At 71.9% G+C, this 21817-nt stretch carries 22 protein-coding genes; 17 read left to right on the forward strand and 5 right to left on the reverse strand.

All coding sequences use genetic code 11. The features are described from left to right. Window positions 1-71: 71 nt before the first annotated feature. The 9 genes from ABZ386_RS26640 (at window position 72) to ABZ386_RS26680 (ending at window position 6449) form a co-directional block, all read left to right on the forward strand. The gene (locus ABZ386_RS26640) at window positions 72-758 is read left to right on the forward strand and encodes a UbiX family flavin prenyltransferase (RefSeq protein ID WP_351337897.1); all 687 of its coding nucleotides are present in this window, start codon (window positions 72-74) and stop codon (window positions 756-758) included. Between the two features lie 58 nt (window positions 759-816). Beyond that, entirely contained in the window at window positions 817-1272 is a 456-nt protein-coding gene (locus ABZ386_RS26645; RefSeq protein ID WP_031117078.1) for an Lrp/AsnC family transcriptional regulator, read from the forward strand. 37 nt (window positions 1273-1309) lie between these two features. Next, window positions 1310-2473 carry an aminofutalosine synthase MqnE gene (gene mqnE, locus ABZ386_RS26650; protein WP_114254669.1) on the forward strand — a complete coding sequence of 388 codons (1164 nt, stop codon included), beginning with the start codon at window positions 1310-1312 and terminating at the stop codon, window positions 2471-2473. 24 nt (window positions 2474-2497) lie between these two features. Then, window positions 2498-3148, forward strand: coding sequence for a UdgX family uracil-DNA binding protein (locus ABZ386_RS26655; RefSeq protein WP_356502647.1), 651 nt, complete (start codon window positions 2498-2500; stop codon window positions 3146-3148). Window positions 3149-3164: 16 nt separating this feature from the next. Then, window positions 3165-3689 carry a GNAT family N-acetyltransferase gene (locus ABZ386_RS26660; RefSeq protein ID WP_351337891.1) on the forward strand — a complete coding sequence of 175 codons (525 nt, stop codon included), beginning with the start codon at window positions 3165-3167 and terminating at the stop codon, window positions 3687-3689. A gap of 75 nt (window positions 3690-3764) precedes the next feature. Then, window positions 3765-4064, forward strand: coding sequence for a DUF4229 domain-containing protein (locus tag ABZ386_RS26665; RefSeq protein WP_031117074.1), 300 nt, complete (start codon window positions 3765-3767; stop codon window positions 4062-4064). Between the two features lie 147 nt (window positions 4065-4211). Then, on the forward strand, window positions 4212-4313 hold the full coding sequence (locus ABZ386_RS26670) for a putative leader peptide (RefSeq protein ID WP_343236404.1): 102 nt from the start codon (window positions 4212-4214) through the stop codon (window positions 4311-4313). Between the two features lie 62 nt (window positions 4314-4375). Next, the gene (locus ABZ386_RS26675) at window positions 4376-5677 is read left to right on the forward strand and encodes a dicarboxylate/amino acid:cation symporter (protein ID WP_351337885.1); all 1302 of its coding nucleotides are present in this window, start codon (window positions 4376-4378) and stop codon (window positions 5675-5677) included. A gap of 106 nt (window positions 5678-5783) precedes the next feature. Continuing rightward, window positions 5784-6449 (forward strand): TetR/AcrR family transcriptional regulator, encoded by a 666-nt coding sequence (locus ABZ386_RS26680; RefSeq protein WP_114254674.1) that lies wholly within the window; start codon window positions 5784-5786, stop codon window positions 6447-6449. On the opposite strand, the gene ABZ386_RS26685 is transcribed toward ABZ386_RS26680, so the two are convergent. Both ABZ386_RS26685 and ABZ386_RS26690 read right to left on the reverse strand, forming a co-directional pair. Next, window positions 6437-7285: a MaoC/PaaZ C-terminal domain-containing protein gene (locus ABZ386_RS26685; RefSeq protein WP_358966156.1), complete on the reverse strand. Its 849-nt coding sequence runs from the start codon at window positions 7283-7285 to the stop codon at window positions 6437-6439. The two genes, ABZ386_RS26680 and ABZ386_RS26685, sit on opposite strands and share 13 nt — an antisense overlap. Then, window positions 7285-8592, reverse strand: coding sequence for a 3-oxoacyl-ACP reductase (locus tag ABZ386_RS26690; RefSeq protein WP_358966314.1), 1308 nt, complete (start codon window positions 8590-8592; stop codon window positions 7285-7287). The genes ABZ386_RS26685 and ABZ386_RS26690 overlap by 1 nt, the downstream gene beginning before the upstream one ends. 94 nt (window positions 8593-8686) lie before the next feature. Between ABZ386_RS26690 and ABZ386_RS26695 the strand changes: the two genes are divergently transcribed. The 6 genes from ABZ386_RS26695 to kstD all read left to right on the forward strand — a co-directional run bounded on the left by ABZ386_RS26695 (window position 8687) and on the right by kstD (window position 17193). Next, on the forward strand, window positions 8687-9970 hold the full coding sequence (locus tag ABZ386_RS26695) for an acetyl-CoA C-acetyltransferase (protein ID WP_358966159.1): 1284 nt from the start codon (window positions 8687-8689) through the stop codon (window positions 9968-9970). 231 nt (window positions 9971-10201) lie between these two features. Next, window positions 10202-12121 (forward strand): long-chain fatty acid--CoA ligase, encoded by a 1920-nt coding sequence (locus tag ABZ386_RS26700; RefSeq protein WP_351337877.1) that lies wholly within the window; start codon window positions 10202-10204, stop codon window positions 12119-12121. 106 nt (window positions 12122-12227) lie between these two features. After that, the gene (locus tag ABZ386_RS26705) at window positions 12228-13349 is read left to right on the forward strand and encodes a substrate-binding domain-containing protein (RefSeq protein ID WP_351337874.1); all 1122 of its coding nucleotides are present in this window, start codon (window positions 12228-12230) and stop codon (window positions 13347-13349) included. Between the two features lie 86 nt (window positions 13350-13435). Then, window positions 13436-14035: a helix-turn-helix domain-containing protein gene (locus tag ABZ386_RS26710; RefSeq protein ID WP_356502653.1), complete on the forward strand. Its 600-nt coding sequence runs from the start codon at window positions 13436-13438 to the stop codon at window positions 14033-14035. 112 nt (window positions 14036-14147) lie between these two features. Next, on the forward strand, window positions 14148-15320 hold the full coding sequence (locus ABZ386_RS26715; RefSeq protein ID WP_358966162.1) for an MFS transporter: 1173 nt from the start codon (window positions 14148-14150) through the stop codon (window positions 15318-15320). An 82-nt stretch (window positions 15321-15402) separates the two neighbouring features. Continuing rightward, window positions 15403-17193 (forward strand): 3-oxosteroid 1-dehydrogenase, encoded by a 1791-nt coding sequence (gene kstD, locus ABZ386_RS26720; RefSeq protein WP_356614552.1) that lies wholly within the window; start codon window positions 15403-15405, stop codon window positions 17191-17193. A gap of 138 nt (window positions 17194-17331) precedes the next feature. On the opposite strand, the gene ABZ386_RS26725 is transcribed toward kstD, so the two are convergent. From ABZ386_RS26725 to ABZ386_RS26735, 3 genes are all read right to left on the reverse strand, one after another. Further along, window positions 17332-17991, reverse strand: a complete 660-nt coding sequence (locus ABZ386_RS26725) for a methyltransferase domain-containing protein (protein ID WP_356669337.1) — start codon at window positions 17989-17991, stop codon at window positions 17332-17334. Window positions 17992-18093: 102 nt separating this feature from the next. Next, window positions 18094-18333: a hypothetical protein gene (locus ABZ386_RS26730; protein ID WP_351337860.1), complete on the reverse strand. Its 240-nt coding sequence runs from the start codon at window positions 18331-18333 to the stop codon at window positions 18094-18096. Window positions 18334-18466: 133 nt separating this feature from the next. Next, window positions 18467-18670 (reverse strand): cold-shock protein, encoded by a 204-nt coding sequence (locus tag ABZ386_RS26735; protein WP_004984723.1) that lies wholly within the window; start codon window positions 18668-18670, stop codon window positions 18467-18469. A 321-nt stretch (window positions 18671-18991) separates the two neighbouring features. On the opposite strand from ABZ386_RS26735, the gene ABZ386_RS26740 reads away from it, so the two are divergent. Both ABZ386_RS26740 and ABZ386_RS26745 read left to right on the forward strand, forming a co-directional pair. Further along, on the forward strand, window positions 18992-19840 hold the full coding sequence (locus tag ABZ386_RS26740) for a menaquinone biosynthesis protein (protein ID WP_351337855.1): 849 nt from the start codon (window positions 18992-18994) through the stop codon (window positions 19838-19840). A 94-nt stretch (window positions 19841-19934) separates the two neighbouring features. Next, on the forward strand, window positions 19935-21749 hold the full coding sequence (locus tag ABZ386_RS26745) for a serine/threonine-protein kinase (protein WP_358966165.1): 1815 nt from the start codon (window positions 19935-19937) through the stop codon (window positions 21747-21749). The last annotated feature ends 68 nt before the right edge of the window (window positions 21750-21817 follow it).

A 21817-nucleotide genomic window follows, 5' to 3' on the forward strand; every position in this document is an offset into this window, starting at 1 on the left:
CATCCCGTCTGTGCAACGGCCCGCACCCCTTGGCCGGTTCCCACCCTGCGACGCCGGATAGGCTCGGTGTTGTGAACCCAGTCAAGCCAGGCGAGACACCCCGTACGCCTTGGATCGTAGGGGTGTCGGGCGCCTCCGGCACCCCGTATGCCGCTGCCGTGCTGCGCGCGCTTCTCGCCGCCGGCGAGAGCGTCGACCTCGTGGTGTCCCGGGCCTCCCGGCTCACCCTGCTGGACGAGACCGGGATCTCCTTCCGGGACGCCCACTGGCAGGACGACCTGCGCGAATGGCTGTCCCGGGGCGCCGACGGCAAGCCCGCCACGTTCTCCGTGGACATCGACGCCGTACGGCACTGGAGCGCCGGCGACCTGGCCGCCGGCCCCTCCTCGGGGTCGTACCCCACCAAGGGCATGCTCATCGTGCCCGCCTCGACGGCGAGCGTGGCCGGGGTCGCGCTCGGGCTGTCGAAGGACCTGTTGCAGCGGGCGGCGAGCGTGACCCTGAAGGAGGGCCGCCCCCTCGTCGTGGCCGTGCGCGAGACCCCGCTGAACGGCCAGACCCTGCGGCACCTGGTCACCCTCGACGACGCGGGCGCGGCCGTCGTACCCGCCTCACCCGCCTTCTACGCGGGCGCGACGCACATCCAGGACCTGGTGGACTTCGTCGCCGGACGCGTACTCGACGCGGCGGGCGTGCCGCACCGGCTCTACCGCCGTTGGCAAGGTGAGCTCGGCGGCGGAGCGCACCGCGCCGACTGAGCACGACCCCGGACCCCATCGGACTCACAGACAACTTCAGCGGAAGGCTTCGATCGCAATGGACGCGGTGGACAGGCAGCTCATCCAGGCCCTGAGGGAGAACGGCCGGGCCTCCTATGCGGAGCTGGGCCGCCTCGTCGGACTGTCGGGACCCAGCGTCACCGACCGCATCAACCGGCTGGAGGCGGCCGGTGTCATCACCGGCTACCGGGCCACCGTCGACGCCGCCTCGCTCGGCCTCGGCGTCACCGCCCTGATCGGCATCTCGCTCTCCGACGCCACGGACCACGAGGACGTGGCGCAGCGGCTGCGGGACCTGTCGGAGATCGAGGACTGCTGGTTCATCGCGGGCGACGACTCGTACATGCTCAAGGTGCGGGCGGCGGACGTGGACGGCCTGGAGAAGATCATCCGGCGGCTCAGCGGGACCAAGGGCGTCTCCCGGACCCGTACGACCATCGTGCTGTCCACGAAGTGGGAGAACCGGGTCGGGGAACTGCCCGAAGAGGCGTAGTCGTACGGTTGGGACGTCGTCGTAGAAAGGTGTGGGCATGGATCTCGGGCTCAAGCGCGAGCTGGAGGAGAAGGTCAGGGCCGGTGAGCGCCTGACCCGTGAGGACGGCATCGCGCTGTACGAGTCGGACGACCTGGCCTGGCTCGGCGGCCTCGCGCACGAGGTGCGCACGCGCAAGAACGGCGACGTCGTGCACTTCAACGTCAACCGGCACCTCAACATGACGAACGTGTGCACGGCCTCCTGCGCGTACTGCTCCTTCCAGCGCAAGCCGGGGGAGAAGGACGCGTACACGATGCGCATCGAGGAGGCCGTGAAGCTCGCGAAGGCGATGGAGTCGGAGAACCTCACCGAGCTGCACATCGTCAACGGGCTGCACCCGAACCTGCCGTGGCGGTACTACCCGCGGTCGCTGCGCGAGCTGAAGGCCGCGCTGCCGGACGTCTCGCTGAAGGCGTTCACGGCCACGGAGATCCACCACTTCGAGACGATCTCCGGGATGAGCGCGTCCGAGATCCTGGACGAGCTGATCGACGCGGGTCTGGAGTCGCTGACCGGTGGCGGCGCCGAGATCTTCGACTGGGAGGTCCGGCAGCACATCGTGGACCACCGCACCCACTGGGAGGACTGGTCCCGCATCCACCGGCTCGCGCACGAGAAGGGTCTGAAGACCCCGTGCACGATGCTGTACGGGCACATCGAGGAGCCCCGGCACCGGGTGGACCACGTGCTGCGGCTGCGCGAGCTGCAGGACGAGACCGGCGGTTTCCAGGTCTTCATCCCGCTGCGGTACCAGCACGACTTCGTCGACATGCAGGACGGGAAGGTCCGCAACCGGCTGCAGGCGCGGACGCAGATGGCGACCGGTGCGGAGGCGCTGAAGACCTTCGCCGTGTCGCGGCTGCTGTTCGACAACGTGCCGCACGTGAAGGTCTTCTGGGTGATGCACGGGGTGCAGACGGCTCAGCTGGCGCTGCAGCACGGTGCGGACGACATGGACGGCTCGGTCGTCGAGTACAAGATCACGCACGACGCGGACAACTACGGGACGCCGAACAAGCTGACCCGAGAGGATCTGCTGGATCTGATTCGCGACGCCGGGTTCCGGCCCGTGGAGCGGAACACGCGGTACGAGATCATCCGGGAGTACGACGGGCCCGACCCCGAGCGCAGGGAATCACCTCAGCCCATGCGGGTGTGAAGCCGGGGTGGGTACCCGGAGGGCATGGTCAGGACCGAGGCGCCTGAGGACGCCTATACCGCTGAGCCCTTCGTTCCCGGTCGCGGTGGGCTTCCCGCGCTGCGGCGGGCCGCTGCCGAGTGCCGGGGGTGTCCGCTGCACCGGGACGCCACCCAGACCGTGTTCGGGGAAGGCAGCAAGGATGCCCGGGTCATGCTCGTGGGGGAGCAGCCCGGGGATCAGGAGGACCGGCAGGGCAAGCCGTTCGTCGGGCCGGCCGGTCGGCTGCTGGACCGGGCCCTGGCGGAGGCGGGGATCGATCCCGCCGAGGCCTACGTCACCAACGCCGTGAAGCACTTCAAGTTCACGCAGGCCGAGCCCCGCAAGCGGCGGATCCACAAGGCGCCCAACCTGCGCGAGATGACCGCGTGCGGGCCCTGGCTGGCCGCGGAGCTGGCGGTCGTCGAGCCGGAGCTGATCGTCGTGCTGGGGGCCACCGCCGGGAAGGCGCTGCTCGGCTCCTCGTTCCGGGTCACGCAGGTGCGCGGCACCGTGCTGGAGGAGGAGATCCACGGGCGGCCCGAGCGGCTGGTGCCGACCGTGCATCCGTCCTCCGTGCTGCGGGCCGACGACCGCGAGGCCGCCTACCGAGGGCTGGTCTCCGATCTGAAAGTGGCCGCACAGGCCCTGGGGTAATGGCTAGAATCCCTGCATGCCCCTTACCTTCACGTTCGACCCGGCCGTCACCCCGGATCTTCGCGACGGCATCCTCGATCTGTGGACCGACGTGTCCAACGCCGGCGGGGCCGTCGGCTTCGTGCCCCCGGTGACGCGTGAGGAGGTTCGGCCCCAGCTGCTGACGCACTTCGCGTCGATGGCGGAAGGGCGGGTCAGGCTCCTCGTCGGACATGACGAGGAGGGGCGGGTCGCGGCGACCGCGTTCCTCACCTTCAACACGCACCACCTGATGACCCACTGGCTGTGGCTGTACACCGTGATGGTGCATCCGCGGCACCAGGGGAAGGGGTACGGCCGCGATCTGCTGGCCGCGGCGGCGGACGCGGCCCGGGGCTGCGAGGGCATCGAGGCGATCCGGCTGACGTGCCGGGGCGGGCTCGGGCTGGAGCGGTTCTACGAGGCGTGCGGCTACAAGGAGGTCGGCCGGATCCCGGGCGCCATCCGGGTCGCGCCGGGCGACGACCGCGATGACGTGATCATGCTCCTGCCGCTGAGCTGACCCCCGTGCAAGATCGGCCGTGCGGCGTGCTTCACTGAACACCGGCCCCTTTTGGAATCGGAAGAGTGGATTGAGATGCTCCGCTACACGCTGATGCGCCTCGGAATCTTCGTGGGCTGCCTCGTGGTCGTCTGGGGCGCCGTCTACTCCGGCCTCGCCCCGCGCGGCCTCGGCGCGAGCAACGGCCTGTGGGTCGTGCTGCTCGCCCTGCTCATCTCCGCGCCGATCAGCTTCGTCGTGCTGCGCAAGGAGCGGGACCGGGCGTCCATCCAGGTCGCCCAGCGGGTCGACCGGATGAAGGCCAACCTGGACGCCAACCGCAGCCAGGAGGACGTGGCCGACGACACCGCCCGGGCCCAGGGGCAGACCTCGTAACGTCCCCCCCGCACACACGCCTCGCAGCGCCCTGTTTCCGTACTTGCTCGGAAACAGGGCGCTTTGCCTTGTATGGGTGTGTGTGCCCCGTCACCTGTCAAAGCCAGGCTTTGGGGTCCTCAAAGTTCAGGTGTTAAGGTCGATGCTATGAAGTCAGCAGTCGCGTCTCTTCCGCCCCGGAGCCTTCCGCTCGTGGCGCGTCTGCACGTGGATCTCTGTCGGTGCGCGTCCGCTTTCTGTCGTCCCTGACGTAACGCAACCCCCGTCGTCTCCCACGTCAGTCCCTACGCGTCCCCCAACGGAGTCAGTCCGTGTCCTCACGCCTGAATTCTTTCAAGGTGCCCTTCTGGGCCCAGATCATCGCCGGTCTCGTCCTCGGTGTGCTGCTCGGGTGGCTCGCCCGTGACCAGGACCTCTCCTGGCTGGTCACGACCCTGGAGAAGGTCGGCGACACCTTCATCGGGCTGCTGAAGCTCGCCGTCGCCCCGCTCGTCTTCTTCGCGATCCTGGTGTCGATCACCAACCTGCGGAAGGTCAACAACGCGGCCCGCCTGGCCTCGCGCACCCTCCTGTGGTTCATGATCACCTCGCTGATCGCGGTGAGCATCGGCCTGATCATCGGCCTGGTGACCAACCCCGGTGCCGGTACCGGCCTCACGCCCAAGGACGGCGCGAAGCCCGAGACGACCGGCTCCTGGATCGACTTCCTGACCGGCATCGTGCCGACCGACGTCATCACGCCGTTCACCGAGCTGAACGTGCTGCAGATCGTCTTCATGGCCGCCGTCGCCGGTATCGCCGCCCTCCAGCTCGGCGAGAAGGCCCAGCCGATCCTCACCCTCAGCGAGTCCGTCCTCAGCCTGCTCCAGAAGGCGCTGTGGTGGGTCATCCGGCTCGCCCCGATCGGCACGGTCGGCCTCATCGGCCACGCCATCGCCACCTACGGCTGGGACCTGATCGGCAAGTACGCGACGTTCACCGCCGACATCTACATCGGCTGCCTCATCGTGCTGTTCGGCGTCTACCCGACGCTGCTCGCGACCGTCGCCAAGGCCAACCCGGTCCAGTTCTTCAAGGGCGCCTGGCCCGCGATCCAGCTGGCCTTCGTCTCCCGCTCCTCCGTGGGCACCATGCCGCTGACCCAGAAGGTCACCGAGCGGCTCGGCGTGCCGAAGGAGTACGCCTCCTTCGCGGTGCCGTTCGGCGCCACGACCAAGATGGACGGCTGCGCCGCGATCTACCCGGCCATCGCCGCGATCTTCGTCGCGCAGATCTTCGACATCCAGCTGGGCGTCGGCGACTACCTGCTGATCGCGTTCGTCTCGGTCGTCGGCTCCGCCGCCACCGCCGGCCTCACCGGCGCGACGGTCATGCTGACCCTCACCCTCTCCACCCTCGGCCTGCCGATGGAGGGCGTGGGCCTGCTCCTCGCGATCGACCCGATCCTGGACATGATCCGCACCGCGACCAACGTCGCCGGGCAGGCGCTGATCCCGGTCCTGGTCTCGGCCCGCGAGAACCTCCTCGACCGGGACGCCTACGCCACGGCCGACGGCTCCTCCCTGGACGAGCCGCGGGACGCGCGGCCCGAGCAGGTGCCCGCGGCGGCCTGACGCACCGACGGCCCCCTGGCCGGTCCTGGGCGGGTTTCCCCGTCGAGGGCCGGCCTTGGCGCTTTCCCGGCCGAGGGCCGGCCGGGAGGCCCGTACGCTAAGCGGTATGGGTGCCGTGAAGACGAAGCGGATGCCGCGTGCGGTCCGTGAACAGCAGATGCTGGACGCCGCCGTGCGGATCTTCGGCCAACGCGGCTACATGGCCGCGTCGATGGACGAGATAGCCGAACTCGCGGGCGTCTCCAAGCCGTTGGTCTACCTGTATCTGAACTCGAAGGAAGACCTCTTCACCGCCTGCATCCGCCGGGAGGCGGGGGCCCTCGTCGAGGCGGTACGGGCCGGCGTCCGCCGCGACCTGCCCGCCGACCGGCAACTGTGGGAAGGCCTCCGCGCGTTCTTCGCGCACACCGCCGAGAACCCCGACGCCTGGTCGGTCCTGCACCTCCAGGCCCGTACGCACGGCGAGCCGTTCGCCGCCGAGGTCGCCGCGATGCGCGAGGAGATCGTCGCGTTCGTGACGCAGCTGATCCTCGCCGGTGCCCGCGAGGCCCACCGCGACCCCGACCTCCCCGAGCGCGAGGTCGCCGGGCTCGCCGAAGCGCTGGTCGGCGCCGCCGAGTCGCTCGCCGCCTGGGCCAACGCCACCCCGGGCGTCACCGCCCGCCAGGCGGCGGCCACGATGATGAACTTCGCCTGGGCCGGCCTCGGCGACCTCATGGCGGACCGGCCCTGGTCGCCCCCGGAGGAGCCGCCGGAGGCTCACGTCGGGTAGACGTCCCCTGTCACATGCGGCCGGTCCTCCCGGCCGCGTAGTTCGAAGCGGCCGCCCTCCGCCGCGTACGTGACCGTTCCGGGCAGCAGGACCGGCGCCTTGAAGTCCGCCCGTACCCGGCAGGAGTCCGGCGTGCCGTGCGCGGCCAGGCAGCGGGCCACCGTCCACATGCCGTGGGCGATGGCCCGGGGGAAGCCGAACAGCCGGGCGGTGAGCGGGTGGAGGTGGATCGGGTTGCGGTCGCCGGAGGCGGACGCGTAACGCCGTCCGACATCGCCGCCGAGCCGCCACTCGGCGACCGCGGGCAGCGGCTTGCGTATCTCCTTGACGGGTTCCTCGGCGGGGCGTCCCGTGCGGTGCCGGGCCAGGTACGTGCTCTTCGACTCCCATACGACGTCCCCGGCGCCGCGTGCCTCGGTGACGACCGTGGCCTGGGTGCCGCGCCGGTGGGGGGCCAACCTCTCGATGTGGACGGAGAGTTCGTAGACGCCGGACGCCGGCATGGGGGCGTGCCGCGTGATCGTGATCGACGTGTGGACGAGGCCGAGCAGCGGCAGCGGGAAGCCCCGGCCGCTCATCAGCCGCATCGCCAGGGGGAAACCCAGCACGTGCGGATACGTCACCGGCAGCGCGTCCGCCCCGGTCGGGAACCCGCAGACCCGTTCGTACGCCGCCAGCCGCGCGAGGTCGACGCGCAGGCCGGGCAGGACGAGCCGGGCGCGGGGGAACTCCGCGTCGGGGGCCGGGCGTTTGAAGGGGGACAGCAGGGCGCCGCGGGCGAGGAGCGGCGCCAGGGAGGGGGACCCGGTGAGGACGAGAGCGGTGGGGCCGGCCATCACGCCCCCAGCAGGCTCTGCCCGCAGACGCGGACGATCTGGCCGTTGACCGCGCCCGAGGCCGGGTGCGCGAGCCAGGCGGTGGTCTCGGCGACGTCGACGGGGAGTCCGCCCTGTGCGAGGGAGTTCATGCGGCGGCCCGCCTCGCGGATGAACAGCGGGATCGCGGCCGTCATCTTCGTCTCGATGAAGCCCGGCGCGACCGCGTTGACGCTCACGCCGTGCTCCGCGAGCGCGCGCGGCGCCAGGGAGCGGACCAGGCCGACGACGCCCGCCTTGCTCGCCCCGTAGTTGGTCTGCCCCGCGTTGCCGGCGAGACCCGCGATCGAGGCCGTGGCCACGATCGAGCCGCCGCGCCGCAGCGTCCCCGCCTTCAGCAGGGCGTCCGTCGTGCGCAGCACACTCGCCAGGTTGACCTCCAGCACGGAGATCCAGCGCTCGGCCGGCATGTTCACCAGCCGCCGGTCGCGGGTGATGCCCGCGTTGTGGACCAGCAGGTCCAGGCCGTCGGGCAGGGCCTCGGCGATCCGGGCTCCCGCGTCGGCGGCGGTGATGTCGAGGAGCAGGGCGGTGCCGCCGAGCCGGTCGGCGACGCGCCGGGCGTCCTGCCCGGCCTGCGGCACATCGAGGACGACGACCCGGGCGCCGTCCCGGGCGAGCGTCTCGGCGACGGCCTCGCCGATACCGCGGGCGGCGCCGGTGACGAGCGCGGTGCGGCCGGTCAGGGGGCGGTCCCAGTCGACGGGGTCGGCGGTCTCCTGGGACGGGCCCACGTCGATCACCTGCCCGCTCACGTACGCCGACTTGGGCGACAGCAGGAACCGCAGCGTGGACTCGGCGGCCGAGGCGTCCGTGAGGCGGACCAGGTTCACGGTCCTGCCCCGGCCGATCTCCTTGCCGAGCGAGCGCGTGAAGCCCTCCAGGGCCTGCTGGGCCGCCGCCTGGTGGTGGTCGGCCGGGTCGAGCGGGGCGCCGAGCACGACCACGCGGCCGCTCGCCGCGACCGACCGGACGACGGGGTGCAGGGCGGCGTGGACCTCGGCCAGCCCCTCCACGTCCCGCACCCCGGTCGCGTCCAGGACGACGGCGCCCGCCCGGTCGGCGCCGGCCGGGCCGATCCTGGTGCGGGCGAGGACCGGCGCCAGGTCCAGGCCGGACGCGCCGGCCGTGAGGTGGCGCAGTCCGCCGTCCAGGGCGGGCCGCTCGGGGGACCAGCGGGCCAGGGCCGCGGGCTGCGGAAGACCGAGCCGGCGGGTGAGGAAACGGCCGGGCCCGGTGGCGGTGAAGCTCAGATAACGGTCGGCCATGGCGACTCCCAGCTCGGATGACTGCTCACACATGCTTACTCTGGAGTAAGGTTACCGGAGGTAAGGCTACGTCACAGGCGAGGAGCAGGTCGAGATGAGCCCCCAGAAGATGTCGGTGCGGCGCGTGGCGGTCATCGGCGGAGCACGCATCCCCTTCGCCCGCTCCGACGGCCCGTACGCCACCGCCTCCAACCAGCAGATGCTCACCGCCGCCCTGGACGGCCTCGTCGAGCGGTACGACCTGACGGAGCCGGGCGCGGTCGGGGAGTTCGTCGCCGGCGCGGTCCTCAAGCACAGCCGCGACTTCAACCTCGCCCGCGAGACCGTCCTCGGCTCCAAACTCCACCCCCGCACCCCCGCCTACGACATCCAGCAGGCCTGCGGCACCGGCCTCCAGGCCGTCATCGCCGCCGCCAACAAGATCGCCCTCGGCCAGACCGACTCGGCGATCGCGGGCGGCGCCGACACCGCGAGCGACGCGCCCCTCGGCGTCAACGACTCCCTGCGCCGCATCCTGCTGGAAGCCCGCCGGGCGAAGACGCTGGGCGGCCGGATGAAGGCCCTGGCGAAGGTGCGCCCGGGCCACCTCGTCCCCGACATCCCGCGCAACGCCGAGCCGCGCACCGGCCTGTCCATGGGCGAACACGCCGCCGTCACCGCCCGCGCCTGGGGCATCGGCCGCGCGGCCCAGGACGAACTCGCCGCGACCAGCCACCAGCGGCTGGCGGCGGTGTACGAACGCGGCTTCTTCCAGGACCTCGTGATCCCCTTCCGCGGCCTGGCCCGCGACCAGAACCTGCGGCCCGGCTCGACCCCGGAGAAACTGGCCCCCCTGAAGCCGGTGTTCGGGCTCGGCCACCCCGACCCGACCATGACGGCCGGGAACTCGACACCCCTGACGGACGGTGCCGCGACCGTCCTGCTGGCGAGCGAGGAGTGGGCCCGGGAGCGCGGCCTGGAACCGCTGGCGTACCTGACGGCGTACGAGACGGCTGCCGTCGACTTCGTGGGCGGCGATGTCGCCGGCGGCGAGGACGGGCTGCTCATGGCACCGGCGTACGCGGTCCCGCGCATGCTGGAGCGGGCCGGACTCGGCCTGGACGACTTCGACCTCGTCGAGATCCACGAGGCGTTCGCCTCCCAGGTGCTGGCCACGCTCGCCGCCTGGGAGAAGCGCGGCCTCGGCCAGGTGGACCGCGCCCGGCTGAACGTCGCCGGCTCCTCCCTCGCCACCGGCCACCCCTTCGCCGCCACCGGCGCCCGGATCGTCGCCACCCTGGCCAAGCTGCTCGCCGAACGGGACGCGCCCGCCCGGGGGTTGATCTCCGTGTGCGCGGCGGGCGGGCAGGGCGTGACGGCGATCCTGGAGCGCGCCTGACCGCACGGCAAACCGAACCTGAGAGACCCTCACGTAACCCCCGAGAATGCACAGGCCTGGCTCCGGACCACCCCCGAACCCGCACAGACCCGCCACGCAAGGGCCGTACGATCCCGTTCCTACCGTCAGTAACCACTTTTTTTGGGGTTCCGCCGGTTGAGCGCCTCGGCGTGCGAGGCACGTACGTCATGCAGCAAGCAGTTTCACCGCTGCACGCCCCAGGAGCCGCCCGTGTCCACTGCCTATCCCTCCTCCGCCTACGGCGACGTGTACGGCGGACCGGCCCTGGTCGCCCCCGAGGTGCGGCGGCTCGACGGCGCGGTGCGGGAGGCGTCCGTGCCGCCGCTGGCGCCGCCGTGGACGCACGGGTCGCTCGCCGACCTGCCGTTCGACAACGCGAGCGCGCACCCGGGTGCCGTGGTGCTCAGCCGCAAGGACGCCGACGGCCGCTGGAGCGACGTCACCGCGACGCAGTTCGCCGACCAGGTGCTGGCCGTGGCGAAGGGGCTGATCGCCGAGGGGCTGCTGCCGGGCGACCGGGTCGCCGTGATGGCCCGCACGATCTACGAGTGGACCGTCCTGGACTTCGCGGCCTGGGCGGCCGGTCTGGTCACCGTCCCCGTCTACCCCACCTCCTCCGTCTTCCAGGCCCGCTGGATCCTCCAGGACTCCGGCGCGGTCGCCCTCGTCACCGAGACCGCCGGGCAGGCCGCCGCCCTCGGCCCCGAGCGGGAGCGCCTGCCCGACCTCAAGCACGTGTGGGTCGTGGAGAAGGGACACGTGGACCGGCTCGCGGAGGCCGGCGCGCACCTGCCCGACCAGGAGGTGGAGGTGCGGCGCGGCATGCTCGGCCCCGACACCCTCGCCACCCTCATCTACACCTCCGGCACCACGGGCCGCCCCAAGGGCTGCGCGCTCACCCACGGCAACTTCTTCGCCGAGGTCGACAACGCCATCGAGCTGCTCTACCCCGTCTTCCGGGCCAGGACCAGCGAAGAGGCCTCCGTCCTGCTGTTCCTGCCCATGTCCCACGTCTTCGGCCGCATGGTGGCCATCGCCTGCATCCGGGCCCGGGTACGGCTCGGGCACGCGCCGAGCATCAAGGCGGAGGACCTGCTGCCGGACCTGGCGAGCTTCCGGCCGACCTGCCTGCTGGCCATCCCGTACATGCTGGAGAAGGTCTTCAACACGGCCCGCGCCAAGGCCGAGGCGGGCGGCCGGCTGACGTCGTTCGACCGCGCGGTGGCGGTGGCCCAGCGCTACGGGGAGGCCATGGAGGCCCGCCAGACGGGCACCGGCCCCGGCCCCACCCGTGCCCTGAAGGCCGCCCGCGCCTTCTACGACCCGCTGGTCTACCGCCGCATCCGCAACGCCATGGGCGGCAGGGTCCGCTACGCCATCTGCGGCGGCTCACCGCTCGGCCGCCGCCTCGCCGCGTTCTACGCCGGTGCCGGCATCGAGATCTTCGAGGGCTACGGACTGACCGAGACCACCGGCGCGTCGACCGTCACCCCGCCCCTGAAACCCCGCCTGGGCACGGTCGGCTGGCCGCTGCCCGGCACCCGCGTCCGCATCGCCGCCGACGGCGAGATCCTCGTCGCCGGCGACCACGTCCTGCGCGGCTACTGGGACCCCCAGGCCGGCGGTGTCGTCCCCGCCGCCCCCGACGGCTGGCTCGCCACCGGCGACCTCGGCGAACTGGACGACGAGGGCTACCTCACGATCACCGGCCGCAAGAAGGAACTCCTCATCACCGCGGGCGGCAAGTCCGTCGCCCCGGCGCCCCTGGAGAACTGGCTGCGCTCCCACCCGCTGATCTCCCAGTGCCTCGTCCTCGGCGACGGCCGCCCCTACGTCTCCGCCCTGATCACCCTCGACGAGGCCGGTATCACCCACTGGCGCCGCATGAACGGCAAACACCCCGTGCCGCCCGCACTCCTCGTCGACGACGAGGAACTCCGCGCCGTCCTCCAGCGCGCCGTCGACGAGGCCAACAAGCTGGTCTCGCGCCCGGAGTCCATCCGCCGCTTCGCCGTCCTCCCCCAGGACTTCACCGAGGAAGCGGGCCACCTGACCCCGTCGATGAAACTCCGCCGCGAAGCGGTCCTGCGCGCGTTCGCGGCGGAGGTGGAAGCCCTGTACACGCGGTGACGCACCTTTGCGATCCCTTCACACGTGCTTCTTGACGGCGCAAGGCGTATGCCCGTTGGCTTTCAGCCACCTCGTAGCGATGCCCCCCCATCGGAAGGCACCACCAGTGAAAGCGCGTAACACCCGCCGGACCGCTGTGCGCCCCGTCGCGATAGCCCTGGCGGTCTCCGTGTCGGTCCTGTCCCTCGCCGCGTGCGGAGGCGAGGGGAGTGACGACGCCGTCGTGAAGAAGGGCAACGACATCACGGTGGGCCTCCTGCTGCCCGACCGGGACACGGCCCGCTTCGAGAAGTTCGACTACCCGCTCATCAAGCAGGAGGTCGCCTCCCTCACCGAGAACAAGGGCAAGGTCCGCTACGCCAACGCCGAGGCGAGCGTCGCCCGGCAGAGCGAGCAGTTCCGGCAGATGATCGACGACAAGGTGGACGTCATCCTCGTCGACGCGCTGAACGCCAAGGCCATCGCCCCGGACGTGCAGAAGGCCAAGGACGCCGGCATCCCGGTCGTCGCCTACGACCGGCTCGCCGAGGGCCCGATCGACGCCTACGTCTCCCACGACAACGAACTCGTCGGCCAGGTGCAGGGCCGCGCCATCCTGGGCGAACTCGGCGAGAACGCCGAGAAGAGCAAGATCGTCATGATGAACGGCGACCCCGCCGACCCGAACACGGCACGGTTCAAGCAGGGCGCGCTCGGCGAACTCCAGGGCCAGGTCGACATCGTCCGGCAGTACGACACCAAGGAGTGGAAGCCGGCGATCGCCAAGGCGAACATGGAGAAGGCGATCAAGGCCATCGGGCTGAACAACATCGCCGCCGTCTACTCCGCCAACGACGGCATGGCGGGCGCCGTCATCGAGGCGATGAAGGAGGCGGGCGCCACCAAGCTGCCGCCCGTGACCGGGCAGGACGCCAACCTGGACGCCGTGCAGCGGATCGTGTCCGGGGAGCAGTACATGACGGTGTACAAGTCCTTCCTGCTGGAGGCGACGAACGCCGCGAAGATCGCCGTGGCGAAGGTCCAGGGCCGCTCGATCGAGTTCGCCGCGCTGACCCGGGAGACGGTGGACAGCCCGACGCAGAAGAACATCCCGGCGATGCTGGTGCCGGTGGTCGCCCTCACCAAGGACAACATCAAGGAGACGGTGATCACGGACGGCGTGTACACCGTGAAGGACATCTGCACGCCGAAGTACAAGGCGGACTGCGCTGCGATCGGGCTGAAGTAGGGCGACCGCTGGGCGGTCATAGGGCGGTCATGGGGCGGCCCCCAGGGTATTGGAACCATCAGTTCAAAACGTGCTAGCGTGCCGCCATGGCCCGGCCGAGGAAGTTCGACGAGGAGCGGGCCCTGGACGCGGCGATGCGCGTGTTCTGGGAGAGGGGTTACGAGGCCACCTCCACCCAGGACCTGTGCGACGCCACCGGTCTGGGGCGCAGCAGCATCTACAACACCTTCCAGAGCAAGCACGACCTGTTCGAACGGGCGCTCGCGCACTACCTGGACACCATGACGGCGGTGCAGACGGCGGTGCTGGACGACGTGGAGCGGCCGGCCGCCGACCGCGTGCGCGCGCTGCTCGCCCAGGTCGTCGAGAGCGAGGCGGAGTGCCGGATCGACTCCGGGCGGGCCCTCGGCTGCCTGGGCGTCAACACCGTCGTGGAGCTGGCCGGCCGTGACCCCGCGGCGGCCGCGGTGCTGGAGCGCGACACCGCGCGGCGCCTCGCCGCCTACCGGGCCGTGCTGGAGCAGGGCCGGCGCGACGGCAGCATCACCGCCGCGCGTGACCCGGAGGCGCTCGCCCGGTTCCTCAACGCGACGGTCGCCGGGCTGCGCGTCTCCAGCCAGGGCGGCGCCGGCCGGGCCGAGCTGGAGATGATCGCCGAGACCGCCATGGGCGCGCTGACGTCCTGAACCCGCCCCGAGGGAGCCCTCGGGCTTTCGCACGCCCATGTTTTGAACTGATCGATACATAACTTTTGAACTGCTCGATACACAACTGCCGCGGAAGAGAAGGAGCCTCACCGTGCCCCGTGCCGTATACGTCCTGGCGCTCGGCATCTTCGCCATGGTGACCAGCGAGTTCGTGGTCGCCGGGCTGATGCCCCAGATGGCGGAGGGCCTGCACGTCACCGTCCCGCAGATCGGCTACCTGATCACCGTCTTCGCCGCGGCCATGGCGGCCGGCGGCCCCTTCCTCACCATGGCGGTGGGGAAACTCGCCCCCCGCACCGCCCTGATGACCCTCTTCGCGATCTTCCTGGCGGGCAACGTCCTGGCCGCGACCGCACCCGGCTACGCCGTGATGACGGCCGCCCGGATCATCACCGGCGTGGCCTCCCAGGCCTTCTTCGGCGTCGCCGTCTCCCTGTGCGTCCAGCTCGCCCGCCCCGAGCTGCGCGGCCGGGCCATCGCGGTCGTCATGAACGGCCTGATGCTCGGCACGCTGCTCGGCCTGCCCCTGTCCACCCTGGTCGGCGAGCGGTTCGGCTGGCGCGCCGCGTTCTGGGCGATCTCGGGCCTGGCCCTGGTGGCCGCGGCCGTGACCCTCGTCGGCGTAGCGCGCCTTGAGCGCCCCGGCAGCGAGGGCGGACTCCGCGAGGAACTCGGCGTCTTCCGGAACCCGAAGCTGTGGCTGGCGCTGTCCACCAGCACCCTGATCATCGGCGCGACCTTCTCCGCCTTCAGCTACTTCAACCCGATCCTCACCGAGGTCACCGGCTTCTCCAGCGGCACCGTCCCCGCCCTGCTCATCGCCTACGGCGCCGCCACCGTCGTCGGCAACACCGTCGTCGGCCGCCTCGCCGACCGGCGGACCGTACCCGTCCTCACCGCCGGCCTGCTGCTCAACGCGCTGTTCCTCACGGGCTTCGCGCTCCTCGCCGAGCTGCCCGTCCCCGCCGTCGTCTGCATGCTGGGCATCGGGCTGGCCGGCGTCACCATGAACCCGGCGATGGTCACCCGCGTCCAGCGGACCGCCAACGCGGGCCCCCTGGTCAACACCGTCCACTCCTCCTTCATCACCCTCGGCGTCATCCTCGGCTCCTCCCTCGGCGCCGTCGCCATCGACGCCTGGGGGCTGCGCGCCGCCCTCTGGCTCGGAGCGGGCATGGCCGTCCTCGGACTGGCGACCCTGCTGCCGGAGTTCACCTCCGGGCGATCCAGGACGCCTGCCGGTGTCGCGGCCGAACTCCCTTGATGTTCAACGGGCCTTGACTTCACAAGACCCCCGCGCGACAGTCCCCACCCCTCTCACCTTCCCGAGCCGGGCTGGAGCCGCCATGACCGCAGGTACGAACTCCGCAGCAACTCCCGGACCGCCGGGAACGCCGTCCCGAAGACGACTGCTGGCCGGCGCCGCCGGGGCCGGGCTCGCCGTCGCCGCGGGAGTCCAACAGGGCGCCCGAGCCGCCGACTTACGCCCGCTCGGCACGTACGACGTCGTCGTCATCGGGTCGGGCGCCGCCGGGATGACCGCCGCGCTGACCGCGGCCCGGCAGGGCCTGAGCTGCGTCGTCCTGGAGAAGGCGCCGGCCTTCGGCGGATCGGCCGCCCGCTCCGGCGCCGGCATCTGGATCCCGAACAACCCGGTGATCCTCGCGGCCGGCGTCCCGGACACCCCCGCCAAGGCCGCCGCCTACCTCGCCGCGGTCGTCGGCCCGGACGTCCCCGCCGACCGGCAGCGCGCCTTCCTCGCCCACGGCCCGGCGGCGCTCTCCCTCGTCATGGCCCACAGCCCCCTGCGCTTCCGCTGGATGGAGGGCTACAGCGACTACTACCCCGAGCTGCCCGGCGGCCTGCCGAACGGCCGCTCCATCGAACCCGACCAGCTCGACGGCACGGTCCTCGGCGCCGAACTGGCCCGGCTCAACCCGCCGTACATGGACGTCCCCGCCGGCATGGTCGTCTTCAGCGCCGACTACAAGTGGCTCGCCCTGGCCGCCGTGAACGCCCGGGGCGCAGCGGTCGCCGCGCAGTGCCTCGCCCGGGGCACGAAGGCGGCGCTGCTCGGGCAGAAACCCCTCACCATGGGCCAGGCCCTCGCGGCGGGCCTGCGCGCGGGGCTCGCCTCCGCCCGGGTGCCGGTGTGGCTGAACACCCCGCTGACGGACCTGCACGTCGAGAACGGCACCGTCACCGGAGCCGTCGTCACCCGCGACGGCGCCCCCGGCCTGGTCCGCGCCCGCCGGGGCGTGATCGTCGGCTCCGGCGGCTTCGAGCACAACGCGGCGATGCGCGAACGCTTCCAGCGCCCGCCCATCGGCACGGACTGGACGATCGGCGCGAAGGAGAACACCGGCGACGGCATCCGGGCGGGGGAGCGGCTCGGCGCCGCCCTCGACCTGATGGACGACGCGTGGTGGGGCCCGATGATCCCGCTGCCCGGCCAGCCGTACTTCTGCCTCGCGGAACGCACACTCCCCGGCGGCCTGCTGGTCAACGCCTCGGGCCGGCGCTACGTCAACGAAGCCGCCCCCTACGGCGACGTCGTCCACACCATGTACGACGTCCACGACACCGACCCGGCCATCCCGTCCTGGCTGATCGTCGACCAGAACTACCGCAACCGGTACCTCTTCAAGGACATCGCCCCGACGCTGCCGCTGCCCGCCGGGTGGTACGACTCCGGCGCCGCGCACAAGGCCTGGACGCTGGACGCCCTGGCCGCGTCGATCGGCGTCCCGCCGGCGGCCCTGCGCACCACGGTCGACCGCTTCAACACCCACGCCCTGCGCGGCGCGGACCCCGACCACCACCGCGGCGACAGCGCCTACGACCACTACTACACGGACCCGTCGGTCCTCCCGAACTCCTGCCTGGCCCCCCTCCGGCTCCCGCCCTACCACGCCTTCCGCATCGTCCCCGGCGACCTCGGCACCAAGGGCGGCCTCCGCACGGACGCCCGCGCCCGCGTGCTGCGCGAGGACGGCTCGGCGATCCCGGGCCTGTACGCCGCGGGCAACGCGAGCGCGGCGGTCATGGGCCACAGCTACGCCGGGGCGGGCTCGACGATCGGCCCGGCGATGACGTTCGGGTACATCGCGGCGAGGGATGTCGCGGGGGTGCTGTAGGGGCTCTGGTCGCTTTCCCGGGTGGCTGCGCCGAGGGCCGTCCGCGCCGGCTGCCGGGGCCCGCCTGAACCTTATGTGGCGGCCGCCGGGGCCTGCCGCCTGGGCCCTACGCGACCGCCGCCGGGGCCTGCCTGGGCCCTATGCGACAGCCGTCGGCGGTTTGCGGGCCACGAGGCAGGCCTGGGCGACCGGCTCGCCGAGGGTTTCGTCGGGCTCCCGTACCGTCCGTGAGCGCAGGGCGAACCCGGCGGCTTCCAGCAGTGCGGCGATCCGCTCCGGCCGGCGGCGGCGGAAGTCCAGGGCCACCTTGTGGCCGAAGGCCTCCTCGTAGCGGCGGGGCTCGTCACCGGCCTGGAAGGCGACGAGCAGATGGCCCCCGGGGCGCAGCACGCGGCCGAACTCGGCGAAGACGTCCGGGAGCCGGTCCAGCGGGGTGTGGATGGTCGAGTACCAGGACACGACACCGTCCAGCGAACCGTCGGGCAGGTCCAGCTCCAGCATCGAGCCCTTCACGAACCGCAGGCCGGGGTTCTCGCGGCGGGCGATCGCGAGCATCGACTCCGACAGGTCCAGGCCGAAGACGGACAGCCCCCGGGCCGCCAGGTACGCCGTCACCCGGCCGGGCCCGCACCCGAGGTCGGCGACCTCGCCCCCGACGCCGACGAGCTCCGCGAAACCGGCCAGCAGTCCCCGGTCCAAGGCCGTGCCCACGCCGACGTCCCGGAAGTGCTCGGCGTAGTCCTCGGCGACGGTGTCGTAGAAGGTACGGGTCTCGATGAGGAAGTCGGCATCGGTCATGCGCGGAGCCTAGGACCAGGGCTCACCGCCCGACCGCCCGACCGCACGTTTCCGGCCTGGCTGTCCACACCGCCCTGGCCTCCGCCCGGCGTTCCTGGGGGCCTATCCCTCACTCGGCGATTCGGTCTCCCGGCCTTCTCGGGCCCGTGCGGCGCCGAGGCCCGCTCCGGCGCCGATCGCCGTGCCGAGTCCCAGGCCCAGGGCCAGGCCGAGACCCAGGTTGTCGAAGACCGTGATACCGAGCACCAGCCCGGTCGCCGTGCCGAGTGAGAGGCCGAGTGACAGGCCGGTCGCGAGGTGGCTGTTCCCGGGGGAGCCACCGTTCTGTTCGTCGTTCCGCATCCGAACATTCTCCCGAGTCCGGCCGTCGAGGAGGAGAATTCGCCAAGAATTCACGGAAGGCCGGGCCGCAAGCGGGCCGGGAAAAGGCAGGAGCCCCGCCGCCTGACGGCGCGGGGCTCCTTGGGTACTGCTATCAGACCGGCGTGACGTTCTCAGCCTGCGGGCCCTTCGGGCCCTGCGTGACGTCGAAAGACACCTGCTGGTTCTCCTCGAGGGACCGGAATCCGGTCGCATTGATCGCGGAGTAGTGGACGAAGACGTCGGGGCCGCCGCCCTCCTGGGCGATGAAACCAAAGCCCTTTTCGGCGTTGAACCACTTAACGGTTCCGGTAGCCATAAGCCCTCCTTGGGCCCAAAAGGGTTGCCCTGCTCCAGAACCAGCAAGTGTGAAGATGAATTCTGCACAACTGCATACGTCTGAGAATGACGAGAGCCCGCGGTCACATGCTCCGCAGGCTCTGTACTGCAAGGGAAACCAAACTGCAACTTGCGACGAGCCTAGCACGCGGACACCGGAATGCAATAGGGGTCAAGATCACGTCACCCGAATGTTTGAACATCCCCCCGCCGACTGGCGGTGAAGGCGCGTGGCCCCCGCTCGCGCGCCGACACCGGGGTCGCGCGCCGGTCCGTACGCCGTGCGGGCTAGCCTCACGATGTGGACAATCCTCGCACCCGGCCGCGCGTCGGCCACATCCAGTTCCTGAACTGCCTGCCCCTGTACTGGGGGCTCGCCAGAACGGGCACGCTCCTCGACTTCGAGCTCACCAAGGACACCCCGGAGAAGCTCAGCGAGAAGCTGGTGCAGGGCGATCTCGACATCGGTCCGATCACCCTGGTCGAGTTCCTCAAGCACGCCGACGAGCTGGTCGCCTTCCCCGACATCGCCGTCGGCTGCGACGGCCCGGTCATGTCGTGCGTGATCGTCTCGCAGGTCCCCCTGGACCGGCTCGACGGCGCCCGCGTCGCCCTCGGGTCGACCTCCCGCACCTCCGTCCGTCTCGCCCAGCTGCTCCTCGCCGAGCGCTACGGCGTCCAGCCGGACTACTACACCTGCCCGCCCGACCTCAGCCTGATGATGCGGGAGGCCGAGGCCGCCGTCCTCATCGGCGACGCGGCGCTGCGCGCCAACATGCTCGACGGGCCGCGCTTCGGCCTGGAGGTGCACGACCTGGGCGCGCTGTGGAAGGAGTGGACGGGCCTGCCGTTCGTCTTCGCGGTCTGGGCGGCGCGCCGCGACTACCTGGAGCGCGAGCCGGTCCTCACCCGCCGGGTGCACGAGGCCTTCCTCGACTCCCGCAACCTCTCCCTCGAAGAGGTCGGCAAGGTCGCCGAGCAGGCCGCCCGCTGGGAGGCCTTCGACGAGGAGACCCTCGCCCGCTACTTCACGACCCTCGACTTCCGCTTCGGCGGCCCGCAGCTGGCGGCCGTCGCCGAGTTCGCCCGCCGCGTCGGCCCGACGACCGGCTTCCCGGCGGACGTGAAGGTGGACCTGCTCCAGCCGTGAGCCGGGCGCCGCTCCGGCACTACTCTGCTGTGCAGTGCGCGCGTACGGGGGCCGGCGAAGGCCTGCGCGCGCCTACGGGGGAGGGGTGACGCCCATGCGGCCGCTCGACGTCGACGAACCCACGGCCGTGGGGCCCTACCGGCTGCTCGGCCGGCTGGGCTCCGGCGGCATGGGCCGGGTCTACCTGGGCCGCAGCGCCGGCGGCCGCACGGTCGCGGTGAAGATCGTGCACCCGCACTTCGCGCTGGACGACGAGTTCCGGGCCCGGTTCCGGCGCGAGGTCGACGCCGCGCGCCGGGTGGGCGGCGCCTGGACGGCACCCGTGCTGGACGCCGATCCGGAGGCGCGCGTGCCGTGGGTGGCGACGGCGTACGCGGCGGGCCCGTCGCTGTCCGCGGCGGTCGCCGACGTCGGTCCCCTGCCGGCCCCCACCGTACGGGCCCTGGGAGCGGGGCTCGCCGAGGCGCTGGCGGCGGTGCACGAGCTGGGCCTCGTCCACCGGGACGTGAAGCCGTCGAACGTCCTGCTCACGCTCGACGGCCCGCTGCTGATCGACTTCGGCATCGCGCGGGCCACGGACGGCACGGCGTCCCTGACGTCCACGGGCGTGTCGATCGGCTCGCCCGGCTACATGTCGCCCGAGCAGATCCTGGGCCACGGCGTCACGGGCGCGGCGGACGTCTTCTCGCTGGGCGCGGTCCTGACGTACGCGGCGACCGGCGCCCCGCCCTTCCCCGGCGACTCCTCGGCCGCCCTGCACTACAAGGTCGTCCACGAGGAACCGGAACTCGGCGCGCTGGACGGGGAGCTGCGGGACCTCACGGCAGCGTGCCTCACCAAGGCCCCGGCCGCCCGGCCCACCCCCACGGAGGTGGCCCGCCGACTGGCCCCCGACGGCGCGGCCCGGCTGGTGGCGGGCGGGTGGCTCCCCGGGGCACTGGTGGAGCAGGTGAGCCGGAGCGCCGTGCACCTGCTGAACCTGGAGGCGACGGGGCCGGGGGCGCCCGAAGCCCCCTCGGGACCGATCGCCTTCAGCGACCCCTCGTTGCCGATCGCCTTCAGCAGCCCCTCGGTGGGGGCGCCGGAGACGGCCGGGGGCGGTGGTGTGGGGGGCGGTGACGCCGGGGACGGTCACGCCGGGGTGTTCGGCCCACCACCGGCGATGCCGGCACCGGCGGAAGGGGGACGGGCCACGCCACCCCCGCCGCCGTCCGTATCCACCCCGGCGCCTCCCTCCGCCGTACCCGAACCCCGTGACGGGCACCGGCAGGACGCGGTCGACACGGTCGACACGGCTGTCCCCGCCGGTGGGCGGCGCCCCGGCAAGGTCTCCGTCTCCGTGTCGGCCACGTCCGTGCCGGAGGGCGGCGGGCGGGTGCGGAAGCTGAGCTGCTCCGTGGCGCTGGCGGTCGCGGGGGCGATGGCGGCCGTGACGATCGGGTCGGTGTTCGTCTTCGACCTGCTGCCGGGCCGGATCTCCCAGGACGACGACTCGGGCGGCTCCGGAGCGGGCAACGACTCACCACCGGCGGCGACCGCGAGTTCCGCCCCCTCGGGTACGGTGCCCGCCGCCTACCTCGGCACCTGGGAGGGCCAGGGCACCGCCCTCGACGGCAGGCTGCCCCTCGGCACGTTCCGGATCACGGTCGAACGAGCCACGGTCGGCCAGGAGTTGGGCCGGCTCCGCCAGACCGACCAGATCGGCGGCGTCTGCGTCGACGTACTGACCCTGAAGCAGGTCACGAAGAAGGAGCTCGTCGCGACGTCCGTCGGAGCGAAGACCAACCACGGGGGCTGCAACCCGGCCCCCACGACCGTCCACCTCACGCGGGTCGGCGACGACCTCCAATACCGGTCGGAGAGCGCGGAGTCGGGCCGTCCGCAGGCTCGGATGTCGAAGGTCGAGTAGGTGTCCCCGGCCGGCACTCCCACCTGCCCGGCCCGTTCCCCATGGTCACTACTGTGTCTGCGATAGCG

It is taken from the genome of Streptomyces sp. NPDC006140, assembly GCF_040628815.1.
Classification (GTDB): domain Bacteria; phylum Actinomycetota; class Actinomycetes; order Streptomycetales; family Streptomycetaceae; genus Streptomyces.

Bases quoted from the DNA above. Each gene is read 5' to 3' on its own strand.
- ABZ386_RS26645 (WP_031117078.1), top strand. From the start codon at position 817: ATGGACGCGGTGGACAGGCAGCTCATCCAGGCCCTGAGGGAGAACGGC.
- mqnE (WP_114254669.1), top strand. From the start codon at position 1,310: ATGGATCTCGGGCTCAAGCGCGAGCTGGAGGAGAAGGTCAGGGCCGGT.
- ABZ386_RS26655 (WP_356502647.1), top strand. From the start codon at position 2,498: ATGGTCAGGACCGAGGCGCCTGAGGACGCCTATACCGCTGAGCCCTTC.
- ABZ386_RS26660 (WP_351337891.1), top strand. From the start codon at position 3,165: ATGCCCCTTACCTTCACGTTCGACCCGGCCGTCACCCCGGATCTTCGC.
- ABZ386_RS26665 (WP_031117074.1), top strand. From the start codon at position 3,765: ATGCTCCGCTACACGCTGATGCGCCTCGGAATCTTCGTGGGCTGCCTC.
- ABZ386_RS26670 (WP_343236404.1), top strand. From the start codon at position 4,212: ATGAAGTCAGCAGTCGCGTCTCTTCCGCCCCGGAGCCTTCCGCTCGTG.
- ABZ386_RS26680 (WP_114254674.1), top strand. From the start codon at position 5,784: ATGGGTGCCGTGAAGACGAAGCGGATGCCGCGTGCGGTCCGTGAACAG.
- ABZ386_RS26685 (WP_358966156.1), bottom strand. From the start codon at position 7,285: ATGGCCGGCCCCACCGCTCTCGTCCTCACCGGGTCCCCCTCCCTGGCG.
- ABZ386_RS26690 (WP_358966314.1), bottom strand. From the start codon at position 8,592: ATGGCCGACCGTTATCTGAGCTTCACCGCCACCGGGCCCGGCCGTTTC.
- ABZ386_RS26695 (WP_358966159.1), top strand. From the start codon at position 8,687: ATGAGCCCCCAGAAGATGTCGGTGCGGCGCGTGGCGGTCATCGGCGGA.
- ABZ386_RS26710 (WP_356502653.1), top strand. From the start codon at position 13,436: ATGGCCCGGCCGAGGAAGTTCGACGAGGAGCGGGCCCTGGACGCGGCG.
- kstD (WP_356614552.1), top strand. From the start codon at position 15,403: ATGACCGCAGGTACGAACTCCGCAGCAACTCCCGGACCGCCGGGAACG.
- ABZ386_RS26725 (WP_356669337.1), bottom strand. From the start codon at position 17,991: ATGACCGATGCCGACTTCCTCATCGAGACCCGTACCTTCTACGACACC.
- ABZ386_RS26730 (WP_351337860.1), bottom strand. From the start codon at position 18,333: ATGCGGAACGACGAACAGAACGGTGGCTCCCCCGGGAACAGCCACCTC.
- ABZ386_RS26735 (WP_004984723.1), bottom strand. From the start codon at position 18,670: ATGGCTACCGGAACCGTTAAGTGGTTCAACGCCGAAAAGGGCTTTGGT.
- ABZ386_RS26745 (WP_358966165.1), top strand. From the start codon at position 19,935: ATGCGGCCGCTCGACGTCGACGAACCCACGGCCGTGGGGCCCTACCGG.